20 protein-coding genes are annotated in these 18,217 nt (G+C 64.6%); 4 read left to right on the top strand and 16 right to left on the bottom strand.

The window, feature by feature from the left end; translation table 11 throughout:
• The 3 genes from QWJ37_RS06245 to QWJ37_RS06235 all read right to left on the bottom strand — a co-directional run bounded on the left by QWJ37_RS06245 (nucleotide 1) and on the right by QWJ37_RS06235 (nucleotide 3,876).
• Nucleotides 1–1,122, bottom strand: a complete 1,122-nt coding sequence (locus QWJ37_RS06245; protein WP_290244758.1) for an NADH:flavin oxidoreductase/NADH oxidase — start codon at nucleotides 1,120–1,122, stop codon at nucleotides 1–3.
• Between the two features lie 15 nt (nucleotides 1,123–1,137).
• On the bottom strand, nucleotides 1,138–2,112 hold the full coding sequence (locus QWJ37_RS06240; RefSeq protein WP_290244756.1) for a tetratricopeptide repeat protein: 975 nt from the start codon (nucleotides 2,110–2,112) through the stop codon (nucleotides 1,138–1,140).
• 63 nt (nucleotides 2,113–2,175) lie between these two features.
• Nucleotides 2,176–3,876: a hypothetical protein gene (locus QWJ37_RS06235; RefSeq protein ID WP_227903330.1), complete on the bottom strand. Its 1,701-nt coding sequence runs from the start codon at nucleotides 3,874–3,876 to the stop codon at nucleotides 2,176–2,178.
• Between the two features lie 280 nt (nucleotides 3,877–4,156).
• Between QWJ37_RS06235 and QWJ37_RS06230 the strand changes: the two genes are divergently transcribed.
• Complete coding sequence (locus QWJ37_RS06230; RefSeq protein WP_290244753.1) at nucleotides 4,157–5,506, top strand: AI-2E family transporter; 1,350 nt, start codon at nucleotides 4,157–4,159, stop codon at nucleotides 5,504–5,506.
• Between the two features lie 85 nt (nucleotides 5,507–5,591).
• Here the strand turns inward: QWJ37_RS06230 and QWJ37_RS06225 are convergent, their stop codons facing one another.
• Nucleotides 5,592–5,936: a hypothetical protein gene (locus QWJ37_RS06225; protein ID WP_290244750.1), complete on the bottom strand. Its 345-nt coding sequence runs from the start codon at nucleotides 5,934–5,936 to the stop codon at nucleotides 5,592–5,594.
• Between the two features lie 40 nt (nucleotides 5,937–5,976).
• Between QWJ37_RS06225 and nucS the strand changes: the two genes are divergently transcribed.
• The 3 genes from nucS (at nucleotide 5,977) to QWJ37_RS06210 (ending at nucleotide 8,362) form a co-directional block, all read left to right on the top strand.
• Complete coding sequence (gene nucS, locus QWJ37_RS06220) at nucleotides 5,977–6,672, top strand: endonuclease NucS (RefSeq protein ID WP_227903334.1); 696 nt, start codon at nucleotides 5,977–5,979, stop codon at nucleotides 6,670–6,672.
• Nucleotides 6,673–6,707: 35 nt separating this feature from the next.
• The gene (locus QWJ37_RS06215; protein ID WP_290244748.1) at nucleotides 6,708–7,940 is read left to right on the top strand and encodes an amidohydrolase family protein; all 1,233 of its coding nucleotides are present in this window, start codon (nucleotides 6,708–6,710) and stop codon (nucleotides 7,938–7,940) included.
• 218 nt (nucleotides 7,941–8,158) lie between these two features.
• A complete protein-coding gene (locus tag QWJ37_RS06210; protein WP_146361532.1) occupies nucleotides 8,159–8,362 on the top strand; it encodes a cold-shock protein in 204 nt (67 codons plus the stop codon).
• 80 nt (nucleotides 8,363–8,442) lie between these two features.
• Here the strand turns inward: QWJ37_RS06210 and murA are convergent, their stop codons facing one another.
• The 12 genes from murA to QWJ37_RS06150 all read right to left on the bottom strand — a co-directional run bounded on the left by murA (nucleotide 8,443) and on the right by QWJ37_RS06150 (nucleotide 18,165).
• Nucleotides 8,443–9,708, bottom strand: a complete 1,266-nt coding sequence (gene murA / locus QWJ37_RS06205; protein WP_227929495.1) for a UDP-N-acetylglucosamine 1-carboxyvinyltransferase — start codon at nucleotides 9,706–9,708, stop codon at nucleotides 8,443–8,445.
• A 122-nt stretch (nucleotides 9,709–9,830) separates the two neighbouring features.
• Nucleotides 9,831–10,259: a DUF2550 domain-containing protein gene (locus tag QWJ37_RS06200; protein WP_227903342.1), complete on the bottom strand. Its 429-nt coding sequence runs from the start codon at nucleotides 10,257–10,259 to the stop codon at nucleotides 9,831–9,833.
• 9 nt (nucleotides 10,260–10,268) lie between these two features.
• Nucleotides 10,269–10,562 carry a F0F1 ATP synthase subunit epsilon gene (locus QWJ37_RS06195; protein ID WP_227903344.1) on the bottom strand — a complete coding sequence of 98 codons (294 nt, stop codon included), beginning with the start codon at nucleotides 10,560–10,562 and terminating at the stop codon, nucleotides 10,269–10,271.
• A gap of 5 nt (nucleotides 10,563–10,567) precedes the next feature.
• Nucleotides 10,568–12,031 carry a F0F1 ATP synthase subunit beta gene (atpD, locus tag QWJ37_RS06190; protein ID WP_227903345.1) on the bottom strand — a complete coding sequence of 488 codons (1,464 nt, stop codon included), beginning with the start codon at nucleotides 12,029–12,031 and terminating at the stop codon, nucleotides 10,568–10,570.
• A 76-nt stretch (nucleotides 12,032–12,107) separates the two neighbouring features.
• Nucleotides 12,108–13,001, bottom strand: a complete 894-nt coding sequence (locus tag QWJ37_RS06185; protein ID WP_227903346.1) for a F0F1 ATP synthase subunit gamma — start codon at nucleotides 12,999–13,001, stop codon at nucleotides 12,108–12,110.
• A gap of 98 nt (nucleotides 13,002–13,099) precedes the next feature.
• Complete coding sequence (atpA, locus tag QWJ37_RS06180; RefSeq protein WP_227903347.1) at nucleotides 13,100–14,737, bottom strand: F0F1 ATP synthase subunit alpha; 1,638 nt, start codon at nucleotides 14,735–14,737, stop codon at nucleotides 13,100–13,102.
• 99 nt (nucleotides 14,738–14,836) lie between these two features.
• Nucleotides 14,837–15,652 carry a F0F1 ATP synthase subunit delta gene (locus tag QWJ37_RS06175; protein WP_227903348.1) on the bottom strand — a complete coding sequence of 272 codons (816 nt, stop codon included), beginning with the start codon at nucleotides 15,650–15,652 and terminating at the stop codon, nucleotides 14,837–14,839.
• Complete coding sequence (locus QWJ37_RS06170; RefSeq protein WP_227903349.1) at nucleotides 15,652–16,200, bottom strand: F0F1 ATP synthase subunit B; 549 nt, start codon at nucleotides 16,198–16,200, stop codon at nucleotides 15,652–15,654. The genes QWJ37_RS06175 and QWJ37_RS06170 overlap by 1 nt, the downstream gene beginning before the upstream one ends.
• A 45-nt stretch (nucleotides 16,201–16,245) precedes the next feature.
• Entirely contained in the window at nucleotides 16,246–16,461 is a 216-nt protein-coding gene (atpE, locus tag QWJ37_RS06165; protein ID WP_191807777.1) for an ATP synthase F0 subunit C, read from the bottom strand.
• Nucleotides 16,462–16,531: 70 nt separating this feature from the next.
• Nucleotides 16,532–17,335: a F0F1 ATP synthase subunit A gene (atpB, locus tag QWJ37_RS06160; RefSeq protein WP_290244733.1), complete on the bottom strand. Its 804-nt coding sequence runs from the start codon at nucleotides 17,333–17,335 to the stop codon at nucleotides 16,532–16,534.
• 85 nt (nucleotides 17,336–17,420) lie between these two features.
• The gene (locus tag QWJ37_RS06155) at nucleotides 17,421–17,690 is read right to left on the bottom strand and encodes an AtpZ/AtpI family protein (RefSeq protein ID WP_227903352.1); all 270 of its coding nucleotides are present in this window, start codon (nucleotides 17,688–17,690) and stop codon (nucleotides 17,421–17,423) included.
• Nucleotides 17,683–18,165, bottom strand: a complete 483-nt coding sequence (locus QWJ37_RS06150) for a hypothetical protein (RefSeq protein ID WP_290244730.1) — start codon at nucleotides 18,163–18,165, stop codon at nucleotides 17,683–17,685. The genes QWJ37_RS06155 and QWJ37_RS06150 overlap by 8 nt, the downstream gene beginning before the upstream one ends.
• Nucleotides 18,166–18,217 lie beyond the last annotated feature (52 nt).

The raw sequence follows: 18,217 nt of genomic DNA, 5'->3' as shown, positions 1-18,217 counted from the left end.
CTAGAACCCGCCGGGGCGCCTGCCCCGTTCATACTGCGGCACCCAGGGCAGCTTCTGGTCCAGCTCGGCAGCCGCGCGCAGCCACCAGTGCGGATCGCGCAGGGCTGCCCGGGCGATCAGGGCGGCGTCGGCGGACCCTGCCTGCAGGATTTCCTCCGCCTGCGTGCCGGAGTCGATCAGCCCGACGGCGGCGGTGGGGATCCCCGCGCCGTGCCGGACGGCCGCGGCGAATTCCACCTGGTAGTTGGGGGCGACAGGGATGGTTGCTCCCGGTACGGCACCGCCCGTGGAAACATCCACCAGGTCCACGCCGTGCTCTCGGGCCTGGCGGGCCAGCACAACGGAGGATTCAGCGTCCACTCCCCCGGGCAGCCAGTCAGTAGCGGAAATCCGGAGCAGCAGCGGCATGGATTCCGGAATGACCGCCCGCACGGCGTCGATGACTTCCAGGGTCAGCCGGTTCCGGCCTGCTTCGTCGCCGCCCCAAGCATCGGTCCGGGTGTTGACCAGCGGGCTGAGGAACTGGTGCAGCAGGTAGCCGTGCGCGCCGTGGATCTCGATGGTGTCGAACCCGGCATCCACCGCACGCACGGCGGCTGCGGCGAAGTCGCTGATGACGCCGCGGATGCCGTCCTCATCCAGCTGCAGGGGTGCGTCGTAGCTGCCGAACGCATCGGCGGTGGGGCCCACGGTCTGCCAGCCGCCGTCGTCGGCCGGAACGCTGCCGTGCCCGGCTGCGAAGGGGGCATAGGTGGAGGCCTTGCGGCCGGCGTGTGCCAGCTGGATGCCGATCCGCGCGTCCACGGCGCCGTGCCGGTGCACAAAGTCCGTGATCCGCTGCCAGCCGGCGGCCTGCTCGCCGGTCCAGATCCCGGCGTCCTGGGGACTGATCCGGCCTTCGGGGCTGACCGCTGCTGCCTCGGTGATGATCAGGGCCGCGCCGCCGGCGGCGAAGGAGCCAAGGTGCATCAGATGCCAGTCGTTGGGCACACCGGGGGCGTTGCCGGGTACTTCCGGCAGCACCGGGTCAGCTGAATACTGGCACATGGCGGCGACCCAGCCGCGGTGGGCCAGGTCCAGGCCGCGCAGGGACATGGGGTCAAACAGTGACGCTGTTTCCATGGGGGTGCCCGCCGCCTAGAAGAGGGCCCGGGCCAGCGCCGAGCGGGCCTTGGTCACCCGGGGGTCGCTGACACCCACAATTTCGAACAGATCCAGCAGCCGCAGCCGGGCGGTTTCCCGCTCCTCACCGTGGACCCGCCCGATCAGCGAAATGATGCGCCGGAAGGCATCATCGACGTGGCCCCCGGCAATATCAAGGTCGGCTACGGCCAGCTGCGCCGCCACGTTGTCGGGCTCGTCGGCACCGGCCCGGCGCACCGCCTCGGCGTCCGCGCCGCGGAGCCGGATCATCAGTTCCACCTGGGCCAGCCCTGCCTTCGCCTCGGCGTCTGCGGGCTGTTCGGCCAGTGCCTTGCGGTACGCTGCCGCGGCGCCGTCGTAGTCCTCGGCGTTAATGGCGTCGAAAGCTTCCTGATGCAGCGGCGGCAGGGGTGCTTCGGCAGCCGGATCCTCCGGCGCAGCGCCGTCCAGGGAACCGTTGACCCCGTTGGCGGCAGCCACCTGCAGCAGCTCGGCCACCACGGCACGGATCTGTTCCTCGGGCAGTGCACGGTCAAACATGGGTACCGGCTGGCCCTTCAGCACGGCTGCAACGGTGGGCACGGCAATGGCCTGGAAAGCCTGGGCAATCTGCGGATAGGCATCCACGTCCACCCGGGCCAGGAGCATCCGGCCGTTCTCTTCGGCGGCAATGCCCGCCAGCACGGCGGACACGTTCTGGGATTCGGCGTTTGTCCGCGAATACAGGTCAATAACCACCGGCACCTCTGCCGAAAGCTGAACGATCTGCGGGAAGGTCTGCTCCGAAACCTCCACCACGAACGGCGACGGCGCGGCCGGGGCGTTTCCTCCCGACGGGGCAGCCGGGGCGGCCGGCGCGGCGGCGGGCGGGGCCGCGGAACGGGCCTTCAGCGCGGAGAGGTCAACGGCCCCGCGGAGGTTCATGGAGGACGGGGCCGCCGGTGACGGGCGGTGGTTCGGTGTGCTCATTTCTTCACCTTATTACCTTGCGCCCGGTCACCGGCAAGCCTGTCCCCGTTCCGGGGTCCCCGGCTACTTCAGGGTTGCCGAAAGCAGCTGCTGCGAAGCACCCACCACCAGCGCCTTGCCGGTGCCGCCGGAGGCCGGGACATAGATCATTACTGCCTCACCGTGCGTCACATCGATACCGGCATCCGTGTCCGGTGCCCCGGTCAGTGCCTCATAGATCGTCCCGGCCAGGTTCACGGAATCCCCTGCGTCCTTGGGGGTGCTGGAGAAGGTGTTGGAGAGGTAACCGAACACCAGCGCGCCCCCGTCCTCGGTCCGCAGTGCATGCGTGGCCTTCGGATCCGGGGTGTGGCTGAACGTGATGTTGGCGAACTCGTTCTTGGGATCGTTCTTCACCCCGTCCTCGAATTTCACCACGTCATCGCTGAAGCGGTTGGACTCGAAGGTGTCCTTGTTGCCGCCCTGCGGGTTGGAGAGCGAGTCTGCCAGGGCGGTCACGGCTGCCTGGGGCGCCATGGCCAGGCCGTTGTCCGAATCGGCCGGGATCTGGTCCGTTCCGGTCTCGGCAGCGGGAGGCTGGGGGAAGGTGCTGGCCGGCAGCATCTCGACTGCGGAAGCGAGCTTGTAGTTGTCCCTTGCGGATGCCTGGACCAGCAGCAGGGCCTGGGGCACCTCGTTGCCTTCGCCCTGGGTCACCGCCACTACGGTGCGCGGCCAGGAGAAGGTTGAGCTCACGGACTGGGTCAGCAGGTCCTCGGCGGCCACGGGCACGGGCGCCTTGTGGTCGGGGATCTTTGCTGCGGCTGCGTAGTTGGCCTTGCGCATGTCCAGGGCTGCACCCGTCACCCGCTGATCCAGCGCCGAGGCGTCCTTGGCCGTGTCGCCGGCCGCCACGGTGTCAGCAACGGAGGCGAGGATCCGGTCCAGCTGCGAATCCAGGATGACGGGGTTGCCGGCCTCAGCGGATTCCTCTCCGGCGAGTGCCGGTGCGGGTGCGGCCACCAGAACCAGGGCCGCGGCAGCAGCAGCAGCCAGGACCGGACGACGCCGGCCACGGGACGCGGCGGTGAAGGGCGCGGTGCTGCCGGAAACGGTTTCGGTGCTTCGCACGGGGGCGGCACCGGTGTCCGGTCCGGTGCTGCGGCGTCCGCTGCGCGGGCCGTCGCCCCCGCTTCGCAGGAATCCCAGTGCCAGGCCCAGGACGGCAAGCAGTGCGCCCAGAATGATCAGGGGGACGGCAAACGGGCGGGTTGCATCATTTTCCCAGCTCAGCGTGACGTCGGTGGGAGCCGGGGCGGTGCCGTCGGCGGCAAGCAGGATCTCCCACTCGCCCTCAGCCGGCGCTTCCCAGGAATAGGAGAGTTCCCCTTCAGCTGCTTCCTCTGCCACCCAGAGGTCAGACCCTGCCGGGTTCGGGGCGGTGATGCCGGTGTCATCCGTGCCAACCACCAGGCCAAGGCTGCCGTCTCCGGGGCTCAGCCGGGTGGCGGATGCATCCCCCACCCATGCCTGCACGTCATTGGCACGTCCTACGGCCAGCGTGAACGGGGCATCGGAACGGACCGTGATATCCACGCCGTCCGGATACTCGTCCAGCAATTCCGATTCCAGGACGGTGACGACGGCGCCCGGCCCCTCGCTGCCCGACGTGTCCGCGGACACCGACTCGGTCTCCGGGGGTGCCCAGATGGTGCGCTGTCCGATGCCGATCAGCATCAGCAGCACCCCGAGGACTATCAGCGGAACTGCAAATTTGTTTCGCACAATTTACCTATCTTCGGTGAAGTGACATCTCCGGGTCGGCGCCGTCCGGCAGGCAGGAACAAAGCCTGCGGATGTGGTCGGCGGAAGCGCAGCGGTTCATCGGTGTCCTGGCACTTTATAACCCAATGGTAACGAAATCCCTTGACACGGCCCATTCGAGGGGTCCGGCAGAGATGTCCTTCCGGGGCCCGACAGTGCAAAAACGCTCCCGGGGGCCGGTGCTGCTGATAAGGTTTCGCAACGTATCAGGCACCGCAAACGGCAGAGGAAGAGGCACCGCATGAGCGAAAACGAGGACCTCCCCGTCCACGCACCGCTCCCCGGCCCGGACCAGGTGCCTGCCGCCGGAGACCGGTCCCCGAAGGACGCTCCGGCCGCCGGGGCACCGGCTCCGCGCCGGCTGCCCGGTTTCATCTCCGCGCTGACGGGACGCCTGCAGCAGGGCTTCCCTGGTGCCCGGCCGCGGCCGCGGTTTGAAATCCCGCCCGACGATCTTTCCGGCCCCGAGGTCACCGTGGACTCCGAGGTCCGTCTGCCCGATGAGCGGCTGGGTATTGGTGGAGCGCAGGCCGCACCGGATTCGGACGCCGGCAGTATGCGTGCGCACCCTATTTACTTCGGATTTATGCTCACGGTTGGCGTGGGACTTGCCCTGCTGCTGTACTTCGTCATCACGAACGTCGGTGAACTTCTGGTGTGGATCGGCGCCGCCCTGTTCATTGCCCTCGGCCTGGACCCGGTGGTCCGCTGGCTCGCTGCGCGGCGGATTCCCCGTCCGGCAGGCATCGCCATTACGGTGCTGGTACTGGCCGGCGTCGTTGCAGCCTTCTTCGCCACGCTGATTCCCACCATCGTCAGCCAGACCTCGGAAATTGTCTCCAAGACGCCCGGCTACATCGATAATTTCCTGGCCTCGGACTTCTTCGTCAACATCGACCGGCAGTTCCAGATCCGTGACCGCATTGACGAAGAGGTCACCAAGTTCTTCTCCAACAGCGACGCGGTGGGCGGCGTGTTCGGCGGGGTGCTGAGCGTGGGCACGGTGATTGCCAACGGCCTGTTCGGTGCGCTGATCATCCTGGTGCTCACCCTGTATTTCCTGGCCTCCCTGCCGTCGATGAAAAAATGGGCCTACCGGCTGGCGCCGCGCAGCCGGCGCCGCCGGGTGGAGGCGCTCTCCGAGGAGATCACCGGCAGCGTGGGCAACTACGTGATCGGCCAGGGCTTCGTGGCCCTTTTGGACGCCACGTACGCGTTCATCGTGATGACCATTACCGGTGTCCCGTTCTCCGTACTCCTGGCCTTCGTAGTCGCCCTGCTGGCGTTTATCCCCCTCGTGGGGCCGCCCATCGCCCTGGTGCTGGTGTCCCTCGTTGCGCTGACCGTGGGCTGGCAGACTGCGGTGGTGTTCGCCATCCTTTACATGGCGTACCTGCAGTTTGAGGCCTACTTCGTTTCGCCGCGCGTGATGCAGCGTGCGGTGGCAGTGCCCGGCGCTGTGGCAGTCATCGCCGTCATCGCCGGCGGCACCCTGCTCGGGGTCCTGGGCGCACTCATCGCCATCCCGACGGCGGCGGCCACGCTGCTGCTGCTCAAGGAAGTCTTTATCGCCCGGCAGGACCGGCACTAGCGCCCTTTCGGTAACGCGCTGTCCGGACTGCCAGGCCGATCCGCCTGTCCGGTCCGCCGGGACCTTGGCCTATTGGCCTATTGGCCTAGTAGCGCCGGCGGGTCCGCCAGCAGTGGCTGTGCCAGTGGCGCCGGCCTTCCACGGCCGCCTGCCTGCCCAGCAGCGAGTCTTCCTGCCAGACCACCAGGTGGGCGGTGCCGGGCGGGATCAGCACACCGCAGCCGGGGCACCGGTAGTCCTTGGCGGCGTTCTGCGCCGTGATCTGCCGCACTGACCATTCGCCGTCGGGACCGCTTTCATGCCGCGGCAGTCCGGCGCGGGTTCGCTCCAGATCCACTTCCGGCGGCGCGGAGGCCCACTTGCGGCGGGCGTTGCGCCCGGCGGGGCTGCCGGGCGATGGCGCACGGCGGGGACGGTTGGAGCGGGGCATAGAAGTCATTTTGCCGCAGTTGAGCCGGTAAAGTGCAACTGTGCGTTTAGTAATAGCCCGATGCTCCGTTGACTACGTCGGCCGCCTCCGTGCCCATCTGCCCCTGGCCGTACGGCTCCTGATGGTCAAGGCCGACGGTTCCGTCCTGATCCATTCCGACGGCGGATCCTACAAACCGCTGAACTGGATGAGCCCTCCTGCCACCATGCGCAGCGTGGCACCGGACGAGACGGACGCCGAGGCCGGCGTCACCGAAGTGTGGAACGTCCAGAGTGCCAAAACCGATGACCGGCTGATCATCAGCATCCACGAACGCTTCTCCGACGTCTCCCATGACCTGGGAGTCGATCCCGGCCTGATCAAGGACGGCGTGGAAGCGGACCTGCAGCGGCTCCTGGCCGAGCAGATCAACCGGCTCGGCGAGGGGCATACGCTGATCCGCCGCGAATACATGACCGCCATCGGTCCGGTGGACATCCTGGCGCGCGATGCCTCCGGCGCCACCGTGGCGGTGGAACTCAAGCGCCGCGGGGACATTGACGGCGTGGAGCAGCTCACCCGTTACCTGGAACTGCTCAACCGCGATCCGCTGCTGGCACCGGTCAAGGGGATCTTTGCCGCCCAGCAGATCAAGCCGCAGGCACGGGTCCTGGCCGAAGACCGCGGGATCACCTGCCTGACCCTGGATTATGACGCCATGCGCGGAGTGGATGACCGGGATTCCCGGCTGTTCTGACTCTCCCGCACGGCCGGCATGCCTAGAATCGGTGCATGACGTCCACAGCCTCTGACCAGAACCGCGGCTGGATCCGCGGCGCCCTGCTCGCCCCGGATGGACTGGTCAGCGACGGTGTGCTGGCTTTTGAGGGCGACCGCATTGTCTATGCCGGACCGGCTGACGGCTTCGACGGCGGGGGCTGGCCGGATCCGGTCGCCGCCCCCGACGCCAGCCTCATCATTCCCGGGCTGGTGGACCTGCACTGCCACGGGGCGGTGGGCAGCGACTTCACCACGGCGGATGCCGAGGGGATGCGCCGGGCCGCGGGTTTCCTCCACGCCGCGGGAACCACCACACTGCTGGCCAGTACCGTTTCCGCGCCCCGGGATGTGCTGCTGGCGGCCGCCGGCCGGCTGGGCGCCCTGGCCCGGGAAGGGCTGATTGCCGGCATCCATGCCGAGGGCCCCTTCCTCTCCCCCGTCCGCTGCGGTGCACAGGACCCGGCCTCCCTGCTTCCTCCGGACCCCGACTTCGTGGATGAATTCCTCCTGGCTTCGGACGATGAACTGGTCACCATGACCTACGCCCCGGAACTTGCCGGTGCCGATGAGCTGGTGGACCGGCTGATTACCCGGGGCGTGACACCCTCACTGGGCCATTCCGATGCCTCGGACGCCACCGCTGCCGAGTCACTGGAGTCTGCCCGGGAGGAGATGGAGGAAGCGGGCTTCGACGGCTACGCTCCGCGCCCTACCGTGACGCACCTGTTCAACGGGATGGCCCCCATGCACCACCGCTCCCCCGGCCCCGTGGCGGCCTGCCTGCGGGCGGCGCAGCGCGGTGATGCGGTGGTGGAGCTCATTGCCGACGGCGTGCATCTGGACCCGGCGATGATCCGCACGGTCTTTGAGCTGGCCGGTGCCCAAAACGTGGCGCTGGTGAGCGATTCCATGGCCGCCACCGGGCTGGGGAACGGCAGATACCGCCTTGGTCCCGCCGACGTCGTGGTCAGCGGCGGTACCGCGAGGCTGGCAACCGACGGCGGGCTGGCCGGCGGGACGGCCACCCTGCTGCAGTGCGTCCGAACCGCGGTGGCGGCCGGCGTCCCGCTGGCCGATGCCGTGCTGGCAGCCACCGCCGTGCCGGCGGAGGTGCTCCGGCTTGCGGACGAAGTCGGCACGCTGAGGCGTGGGCTGCGGGCCGATGCCCTGCTGGTTTCAGCGGACCTGGAGCTGCTCTGTGTGCTGCGGAGCGGGACCTGGCTGCGGGCCCCGGAAAACACGTAGGAAAAACTTACAAATATTTCGTTTTCAGCATTGACCAGCGAAATGGCTTATGCGACTCTATTACCAGTCTTTGTGTAGGTGTTTTTTCATGCTCGCAAGACCGTTGCGAGCGAGAAGCTCCTCAAGGAACTGCTGAACGGCAAGAACTTGGGCTTTCTTGCTTCAGTAACATAAGCCGCACGGAGCGTGCAGGTAAGTTCCATTTATGAGGAGAAACAATGGCTCAGGGTACCGTCAAATGGTTTAACGCCGAAAAGGGCTTCGGCTTCATCACTCCGGACGATTCCGACGGCGACGTCTTCGTTCACTACTCCGAGATCCAGACCAACGGATTCAAGACGCTCGACGAGAACCAGCGCGTTTCCTTCGAGATCGGCCAGGGCGCCAAGGGCCCCCAGGCCACCGGCGTCACCGCCCTCTAAGGATTAGCCAGCAGTACATCCCGAAAGGGAAACCAGGAAAGCCTCCGGCATATGCCGGAGGCTTTCCTGTGTCCGCGGGCCTAGCCCCTCCGGCGCACCACGTTCGCGCCGAGGCCGCGAAGGTTTTCCATAAACCTTTCATAGCCGCGGTCAATATGATCGACACCGCGCACTTCGCTGGTTCCGTCCGCCGCAAGTCCGGCGATTACCAGCGCTGCCCCTGCACGGATATCGTTCGCTACCACCGGCGCCCCGGAAAGCAGCGGAACACCCTGAATCAATGCATGATGGCCGTCCAGGCGCACCACGGCGCCCAATCGTGCCAGTTCCGAGGTAAACCCCCAGCGTGCCTCGAAGACATTCTCGGTCACCATGCCGGATCCGGTGGAAACGGCGTTCAATGTGACCACAAACGGCTGCAGGTCAGTGGGGAACCCCGGATAAGGCAGCGTCGAAACGTTGATCGGCTCCGGGCGCTCGGGCCCCTTGACGGTGAATCCGTCCTGCCCGGTTTCAACCTCGCAGCCGGCCTGGACCAGCTTGTCCAGTACTACGGCGAGAGCTGACGCGTCCGCCTGGCGGACTTCAATTTCGCCGCCGGTAATGGCCGCAGCGAAGGCCCACGTACCCGCGACTATCCGGTCCGGCACCACACGGTGCTCCACCGGATGCAGCTCCTGCACGCCGTCAATGACCAGCGTGTTGGTTCCCACGCCGCTGATCTTGGCGCCCATGCCGGTCAGCATCAGCGCTATGTCAGTGATTTCCGGTTCGCGGGCGGCGTTGTCGATGATGGTCCTCCCCCGCGCCAGCGTTGCGGCCATCATCAGGTTCTCGGTCGCACCCACGGACGGGAAGTCCAGGATGTGGGCGGCACCGTGCAGCCCTTCCGGGACTGAGGCCATCAGGTAGCCGTGGTCGATACCGATGGTCGCACCCATCAGTTCAAGCCCCGCCCGGTGCATGTCCAGGCCACGTGAACCGATGGCGTCCCCGCCGGGCAACGCCACCTCGGCGCGGCGGCAGCGGGCAACCAGCGGGCCCAGGACCGAGATGGAGGCACGCATGGCCCGCACCAGGTCATAGTCCGCCTGGTGCCCCGGGAGCGCCGGAACGTCCACAGCCACCGATGCGGCGTCGACGTCGTAATCCACCGTGCAGCCAAGCCGGCGCAACAGCTCGGCCATGATCCACACATCCTGGATGTTGGGCACATTGGTGATGACGGATCGGCCCTCGGCCAGCAGCGTGGCAGCCATCAGCTTCAGGACGCTGTTCTTGGCACCCGGAACGGTAACTGCTCCGCGGAGGGTGCTGGGGCCGGTAACAACAATGACGTCTTCCATTACTCCATCCTAGGCGGACGCCGGCGCACCGCTTCGTTCGGCGGCGGTCGGCGGTGGGTGTTTCCGGGCAGCAAAAAAGGCACAGGGAATTTTCCCTGTGCCTTTTTCACGCCCTGCCGGATCTACCGCCAGGTGCCGATGCCGATGACCGGACCGGCTTCGAGCCAGGAGGAGAGGCCGGTGTAGGTTTCGTACTTCATGGCCACCAGGACCTCGCTGTCCTCGCAGGACAGCTTCACCACCACGGCACCGGGCTGGATGCGGGCACGCTCCGCTTCGGTGGGTTCCCGCCAGCCGTTGATTTCCAGCGAACTTCGCAGGAAACGGTACGGCGGACGGGGACTCAGCGATACAAGGCGCAGCCACTCCAGATGGGTGTCCGTATAACGGCAAACCCCCATCCGCCACCCGGCAGGCGGGAAGCAGATGGAGGCATCAAAGGTCCCCAGGGTGCGCCGCAACGTGCTGCGGCGCACCCAGAAAAGCACTACTGCCAGGACCAGCAGCCCGAACAGGGCTGCCACAGCAATGAACACGTAGGAGCTGTCCATCGGTGGGGGTCAGCGGATCCCGGCGGTTGCTTCGTTGGTCACCTTGGCATTGTCGGCCACAATGACCACGCGGTTGTTGTCCACGGAGAAGAATCCTCCGTCGACGCTTACCTCAATGCGCGAGCCGGACACAGGCTCGATGGCCATGGTGCCCTCTGCCAGGATGGCCAGCACCGGTGAGTGGCCGGGAAGGATCCCGATCTCGCCGTCGCTGGTGCGGGCCTTGACCATCTTTGCCGCACCGGACCACACGAAGTGGTCTGCTGCAACAATCTCAACTTCGAGTTCAGCAGTGTCCGCCATGGGGCTCACTTCCCGGTCTGCTCTTGGATCTTCGCCCACTGACGCTCAACATCGTCCATGCCGCCAACGTTGAAGAAGGCCTGCTCGGCAATGTGGTCAACGTCGCCGTCGCAGATGGCCTTGAAGCCTTCAACGGTGTCCTTGATGGAAACCGTGGAGCCTTCAACACCGGTGAACTGCTTGGCGGTGTAGGTGTTCTGCGAGAGGAACTGCTGGATGCGGCGTGCACGCGAAACAACAATCTTGTCCTCTTCACCGAGTTCGTCGATGCCGAGGATGGCGATGATGTCCTGGAGTTCCTTGTTCTTCTGCAGGATCTGCTTGACGCGGATAGCCGTGTCATAGTGCTCCTGGCCCACGTACTGCGGGTCGAGGATGCGCGACGTCGAGGTCAGCGGATCCACGGCCGGGTACAGGCCACGCGAAGCGATTTCACGGGAAAGTTCCGTGGTCGCGTCCAGGTGGGCGAACGTGGTTGCCGGAGCCGGGTCGGTGTAGTCATCGGCAGGCACGTAAATGGCCTGCATGGACGTGATCGAGTGACCCTTGGTGGAGGTGATGCGCTCCTGCAGCAGACCCATCTCATCAGCCAGGTTCGGCTGGTAGCCCACGGCGGACGGCATACGGCCGAGAAGGGTGGAAACCTCGGAACCTGCCTGCGTGAAGCGGAAGATGTTGTCGATGAAGAGCAGCACGTCCTGGTTCTGCACATCGCGGAAGTACTCCGCCATGGTCAGGCCGGACAGGGCCACGCGAAGACGCGTTCCCGGCGGCTCATCCATCTGGCCGAAGACAAGGGCCGTGTCCTTCAGGACGCCTGCCTCTTCCATTTCAACCCAGAGGTCGTTGCCTTCACGGGTACGCTCGCCGACACCGGCGAATACGGAGGTACCACCGAAGTTGCGGGCAACACGGGTGATCATTTCCTGGATCAGCACGGTCTTGCCGACGCCGGCGCCGCCGAACAGGCCGATCTTGCCGCCCTTGATGTACGGGGTCAGGAGGTCGATCACCTTGATGCCCGTTTCGAGCATCTCGGTGGAACCCTCAAGGTCCGCGAAGTTCGGAGCGGAACGGTGGATCGGCCAGCGCTCGGAGATTTCCAGCTGGTCCTCGGCAACGTCCAGGGGCTCGCCCAGCACGTTGAAGATGTGGCCCTTGACTCCGTCGCCCACGGGCACGGAGATGGGAGCACCGGTGTCCACCACGGCTGCGCCGCGGACGAGGCCGTCGGTGGCCTGCAGGGAGATGGCACGGACGAGGTTGTCACCCAGGTGCTGGGAGGTCTCGAAGGTGATGGTGCGGGTCTGGCCGTCGAGCGTCAGCTCGGTGGTCAGTGCGTTGTAGATGGTGGGGATTGCGTCAGCCGGGAATTCGACGTCGACAACCGGGCCAATGACACGGGCGATACGGCCTGTGGCGCCCGGTGCTACGGAGGTTGCTCCGTGCTCGGCAGTTTGGGCAGTCATCTCTCTCACTTCACTCAGTTAGATGGCGTGTGGACTAAGTTTTGTTTTGCGTTGGAGCTTGCTCGATTGCAGGCGGCTAGGAGGCGCTGAGCGCGTCCGCACCGGCGACAATCTCGGAAAGCTCCTGGGTGATTTCAGCCTGACGGGCGTTGTTGCGAAGTCGCGTGTACTTCTTGATCAGGTCCGTGGCGTTATCCCCTGCGGCCTTCATGGCACGCTGGCGGGCGGCAAGCTCGGAAGCGGCTGCCTGGAGCATGGCTGCGAAGATGCGCGACTCGATGTAGCGCGGCAGCAGTGCGTCCAGGACCTTTTCGGGCTCGGGCTCGTATTCGTAGAGGGGCAGGAACTCAGAGCTTGACTGGGCTTCTTCCTCCACTACCTCCAGCGGCAGCAGTCGGATGACCGCAGGTTCCTGAACAACCATGGACTTGAAGCGCGTGTAGACAATGTGGATTTCATCCACGCCGCCGTCTTCGTAGGCCGTATTGAAGTCATCGAGGAGTGCCTTGCCGATTTCTCGGGCTGTTTCGAACTCAGGTGCATCGGTACCACCGGTCCACACCCGTTCCACGGAACGGTTGCGGAATTCGTAGTACGCCTGCGCCTTGCGTCCGACAAGGTAGGTCTTAACTTCCTTGCCCTCTTCACGGAGCAATTCATTAAGTGCTTCGCCCTGCTTGAGGACACCGGCGGAGTATGATCCGGCAAGACCGCGGTCGGAGGTCATGATGACCACGGCTGCGCGCCGGATCTGCTCCGGTTCGGTGGTCAGCGGATGATCGATCTCCGACTGGGATGCCACAGCAGAAACGGCACGGGTGATCGCATTGGAGTAAGGCAGTGACGCAGCCACACGGGTGCGCGCCTTTCCAATCCGAGAGGCAGCAATCAGCTCCATCGCCTTGAAGATCTTCTGCATCGACGTGGTCGACGCGATCTTCTGACGGTAGACCCGAATTTGGGCTCCCATACTTTTCCTTTCAGTTCCTAGCGTTCGAACTAGGGGCTAAGGCAAGGGCCAGGTGTTCCGCTGCCGGGCACCGGGCCCGGCAGCGGAACACCAAACCGCTAGCGCTTCTGCTTGACGATCTTTTCCTGGTCTACGGAGTCCTCGTCCAAGGCGGAGGTCTCTTCGTTGCCGGCGGCAACCATGCGGTTGTCACCTTCGCCGAAGAAGCCCTGCTTGAAGTTGGTGATGAGGTTCTTCATCTCATCGACCGTGGAATCCTCGAGCTTGTTCGTCTCGGCCAGGACGGTCATGACGGACGAGGAGTGGCGTACGTGCTCCAGGAACTCGGTCTCGAAGCGGCGGACGTCCTCTACCGGAACGTCATCCAGGTAGCCGTTGGTGCCCATCCAGATGGAGACAACCTGGTCTTCCACCGGGAACGGAGCGTACTGGCCCTGCTTGAGCAGTTCCATCAGGCGTGCACCGCGGGTCAGCTGCTGGCGGGAAGCCGCATCCAGGTCCGAGGCGAACATGGCGAATGCCTGCATGTCGCGGTACTGGGCCAGTTCCAGCTTCAACGTACCGGAGACCTTCTTCATGGCCTTCTGCTGCGCTGCACCACCGACGCGGGACACGGAAATACCGACGTCGACGGCGGGGCGCTGGTTGGCGTTGAAGAGGTCCGACTGCAGGAAGATCTGGCCGTCGGTGATGGAGATAACGTTGGTCGGGATGTAGGCCGAGACGTCATTTGCCTTGGTTTCGATGATCGGCAGGCCGGTCATCGAGCCTGCACCGAGCTCGTCAGAGAGCTTGGCGCAACGCTCCAGGAGGCGGGAGTGCAAGTAGAAGACGTCGCCCGGGTAGGCTTCGCGTCCCGGCGGGCGGCGCAGCAGCAGCGACACGGCGCGGTAGGCTTCAGCCTGCTTGGAGAGATCATCAAAGATGATCAGGACGTGCTTGCCGCCGTACATCCAGTGCTGGCCGATGGCCGAGCCTGCGTACGGTGCCAGGTACTTGAAGCCTGCAGGGTCGGATGCCGGGGAGGCCACGATGGTGGTGTACTCCATGGCGCCCTGGTCTTCCAGCGTGCGCTTGATTTCAGCGATCGTGGAAGCCTTCTGGCCGATGGCAACGTAGATGCAGCGAACCTGCTTCTGGACGTCGCCGGACTCCCAGTTGGCCTTCTGGTTCAGGATGGTGTCCACGGCAATGGCGGTCTTACCCGTCTTGCGGTCACCAATGATCAGCTGGCGCTGGCCGCGACCGATCGGGATCATGGCGTCGATTGCCTTGAGGCCGGTCTGGAGGGGCTCGTGGACCGACTTACGCTGGGTAACGCCGGGGGCCTGGAGTTCCAGTGCACGGCGTGCTTCAGCCTGGATCGGGCCCAGGTCATCCATCGGCTCGCCCAGCGGGTCGACTACGCGGCCCAGGAAGGCGTCGCCTACGGGTACGGACAGGACTTCACCGGTGCGGTGTACTTCCTGGCCTTCTTCGATACCGGCGAAATCGCCAAGTACCACGACACCGATTTCACGGGTGTCCAGGTTCTGGGCCAGGCCCAGCGTGCCGTCCTCAAACCGAAGCAGCTCGTTCGCCATAACGGAGGGCAGGCCCTCCACACGGGCGATGCCGTCGCTGGCGGTGGTTACCCGGCCAACTTCAACGCGCTCTGCGTTTCCGGGTTCGTAGGACGCCGCGAATTCGTTCAACGCATTACGGACGTCGTCGGCGTTGATGGTCAATTCGGCCATCTGCAGTCCCTGCTCTCCTATGTTGTGATCATCGCTTACTTCCGATGACCGTGATTGGTTCTCAATTGTTTCTCTGGCCGTTGCCGGCCCTGAAGGTGACTAGACAGCGAGCTTTCGGCGCAGTTCGGTCAGTCGTGTCGTGACAGTGGAATCAACTACTTCATCCCCCACTGTGACACGGATGCCGCCCAGAATCGTCGGGTCTACGTTGACGTTAATCTTCAGCTCACGGCCATACAGTCCGTTGAGAGAGGACTGCAGACGCTTCTGCTGCTCCTGCGTCAGCGGGCGGCTCGACTGCACTTCTGCAATCCACCGCTGCTGCCGGCCGGCTACCAGTTCCATGAACCGGGTGACCAGTGCCGAAGGACGCAGTCCGCGCGGGGCGGTAACTGCCTGCTTCACCAGCACCTTTGCTTCGGCTCCCATGCCGGGTACCAGCTTCATGGCCAGCGCGGAACGCGCCTCGGCCGAAGCCTGCCGTTCCTGCAGGGCCCGCTGGACCTCGTGGTTGGCTGCTACAACCTGGTTGAACCGGAACAGATCGCTTTCCAGATCTTCCAGGCCGGAGAGGCCGGGGCCCTTGTTTTCCGCCACTGCGGAAACAACCGTTGCACCCAGGGTTTCCAGGGCGTCGCCCATGTCGCGCGGGTTGCGCCACCGGGACTCCACCAGAGAAGCAACAAGCTGCTCGGCGTCGGTCGAAACCTTGCCGCCCACCAGCTTGGAGACCAGGGCTGCCTTGGCAGAGGCTTCACGAGCCGGATCCGTCAGGGCACGCAGCAGTCCAGCATCGCTGTCCAGCAGGCCCAGAATTCCAAAGAGTTCCTCAGCCAGGGACAGGCGTGCGCCGGGAAGCATTGTTTCCAGCTTTTCCTGTGCCGCGGCCAGTGACTCGCTCGATATACCTGCCATTACTGGACCGCACCTGCGTTCTGGGTTTCCAGGTCGTCAAGGAAGCGGTCAACGACACGGGCTGCACGCGCGTCGTCGGCGAGGGACTCGCCAACGATCTTGCTGGCCAGTTCCGTGGCGAGGGTTCCCACTTCGCTGCGAAGCGCAACGACAGCTGCCTGCCGTTCCGCCTCAATGGCGACGTGGGACTGTTCCATGATGCGGGCGGACTCGGCGCCGGCCTTGGCCTTGAGGTCGGCAAGGATCTGGGCGCCTTCGGCGCGTGCTTCCTCACGGATCCGGTTGGCCTCGGTGCGGGCGTCGATCAGCTGCTGCTTGTATTCATCCAGAGCTGCGCTGGCTTCTGCCTGGGCGGCTTCAGCCTTCTTGAGTCCGCCTTCGATGGCCTCGGTACGCTCTGCATACGTCTTCTCGAACATCGGGACGACGAACTTGACCACGATGTACATCAGCGCAGCGAAGCCAAGCAGTGTTACGAGGATCTCCCAGATGTTTGGGACCAGAGGATTCGCGCCTTCTTCAGCGGCGAGGATTAGTGCCTCGTTCATTTACCATCCGTCCTATCTACTTGGTTAGGAAAATACGCGCTGAAGTTAGAGAACGAACGCGAAAACCAGACCAAGGATAGCCAGTGCTTCGGTCAGCGCCAGGCCCAGGAAGGCGATGGGCTGCAGAACGCGCTGTGCTTCCGGCTGGCGTGCAACGCCGTTGATGTAGGCAGCGAAGACCAGACCCACGCCGATGGCGCCGCCGATGGCGGACAGACCGTAGCCGACGAGGTTGATGTTGCCGTTGATTTCACCAATCATTTGGCTTGTTCCTTTCAAGATGCCCGAGGGCAGGTTGTGGGTTCAGAGGTTTCCCCCGAAAAGGGGAGGTTTAGTGTTCCTCGGCCAGGGAGCCTTGGATGTAGATCGCAGTCAGCAGGGTAAATACGTAGGCCTGCAGGCACTGGATCAAAACTTCGAACAGGAACATGCCAACGCCGCCAACCAGGGTGAGGACACCCAGCGGCTTCAGCAGTCCTTCAGCCTCGAGCAGCAGGAACTCGGTTCCGCTTGCCGCCAGCATGATGATGAGGTGGCCCGACAGCATGGTCGCGAAGAGTCGCAGACTGTGCGTGATCGGGCGGACCAGGAAGGTGGAGATGATTTCGATCAGTACCACGAGCGGCAGAATCGCCATCGGCACACCGGAAGGAACCACGGCGAACTTGAAGTACGAAATACCGTGCTTCTTGATGCCCAGGATGATCCAGGTGAAGTAGACGATGCCGGCGAGGGCGTAGGCCGTTCCCACGTGTGAGGTGGTCGGCAGCTGCGCCAGCGGAATGCTGCCCCAGAGGTTGTTGATCAGGATGAAGAAGAAGAGCGAGAACAGCAGCGGGGTGAATGCCCGGAAGTCCTTTTCACCGATAATGTCCCGGCCGATCGAGTTCCGGACCATGTTGTAGCCGAACTCACCCAGGAACTGCAGCCGGCCCGGCACCAGCTGGCGCTTGCGCGCAGCGGCAATAAAGAACCAGCTGATAATGATGACGGAGATCAGGATAAGCAGCATCTGCTTACCGAAACCCTCACCGGTCGGGGCGCCCCATGGAAGGATCTCAGGGAGGTGCATGTCTTCGAGGGTGGGTGAAACGAATCCCTCGTCATTGGAGGCGGGAAGCGCAAGCGCGATCAACGCGTTTCCTCTCTGCTGTGTCCATCGTTGGGCATATCATTGGCGGGCACGCGCGAGGTGCGCCCTCTATTCAGGTTTTGTGAAGTCAATTCGATTTATCCGTATCCGGCTGTTTTCCGCCCGTGGTGGGCCGGTCCGCACCCGGGGTGCGTCTGTGCGCGGCGGCCACATAGTAGCCACTCACCGCGCCCAAGACGATACCGGCCGGTAAAATCCAGCGAGTTCCCAGGAGACTATCCAGGCTCCACCCTATCAAACCCAAGGCGATGATTCCCGCCAGCACATACTGCAGTGCTTCCTTGCGGCGGGACGGCGGTGCCTGGAAGGCCACGGGTACGGGCTGTTTCTTAGGCATGTCCGGCTCCTTTGGTGGTCTCGTCGGGAATGTCTGCGTATATCAGGTGCCGTGTCCGCGAATATGCACGGACCTCAGCAGCCTGCCAAAGCACCACAGCACCTACAGCCGTGAGGGCAAACCATTCCCGGTGCAGCCATTCCGGAGCGCCCAGGCCGAAAAGAATGACGGCGAAACCGACAACTTTAATGGCATAGGTGACCACAAACATTCCAATGGCACCTGACGGATTGCTGCGGCCCACGAAATGGCCGACCAAAAGGCTGATGCCGAAGAAAGCCGCAATCAGGAACCACCCCAGCAGCGAACTCGCTGCTGCGCCGGGACCCGTGAGGACTGCGGCCGCCGCTGCGGCGAGAACCGCTGCAGCACCGGTCAGGAGAAACGCCGCCCTGAGGATCCCCAGCCAGGGGGCCGCCGTTGGCCCGGAGGGGGTCAGGTACCCGCCGGAGCGGGAACCGTCTTCGGATCTCATGGTGTGGGCAGTCTTCCTTGCCTGGGCTGTGATGGGTTTGGATAAGGCGCGG

The organism is Arthrobacter sp. YD2, from assembly GCF_030410475.1.
Classification (GTDB): domain Bacteria; phylum Actinomycetota; class Actinomycetes; order Actinomycetales; family Micrococcaceae; genus Arthrobacter_B; species Arthrobacter_B zhangbolii.
This window is presented reverse-complemented; position numbering and strand designations above follow the sequence as displayed.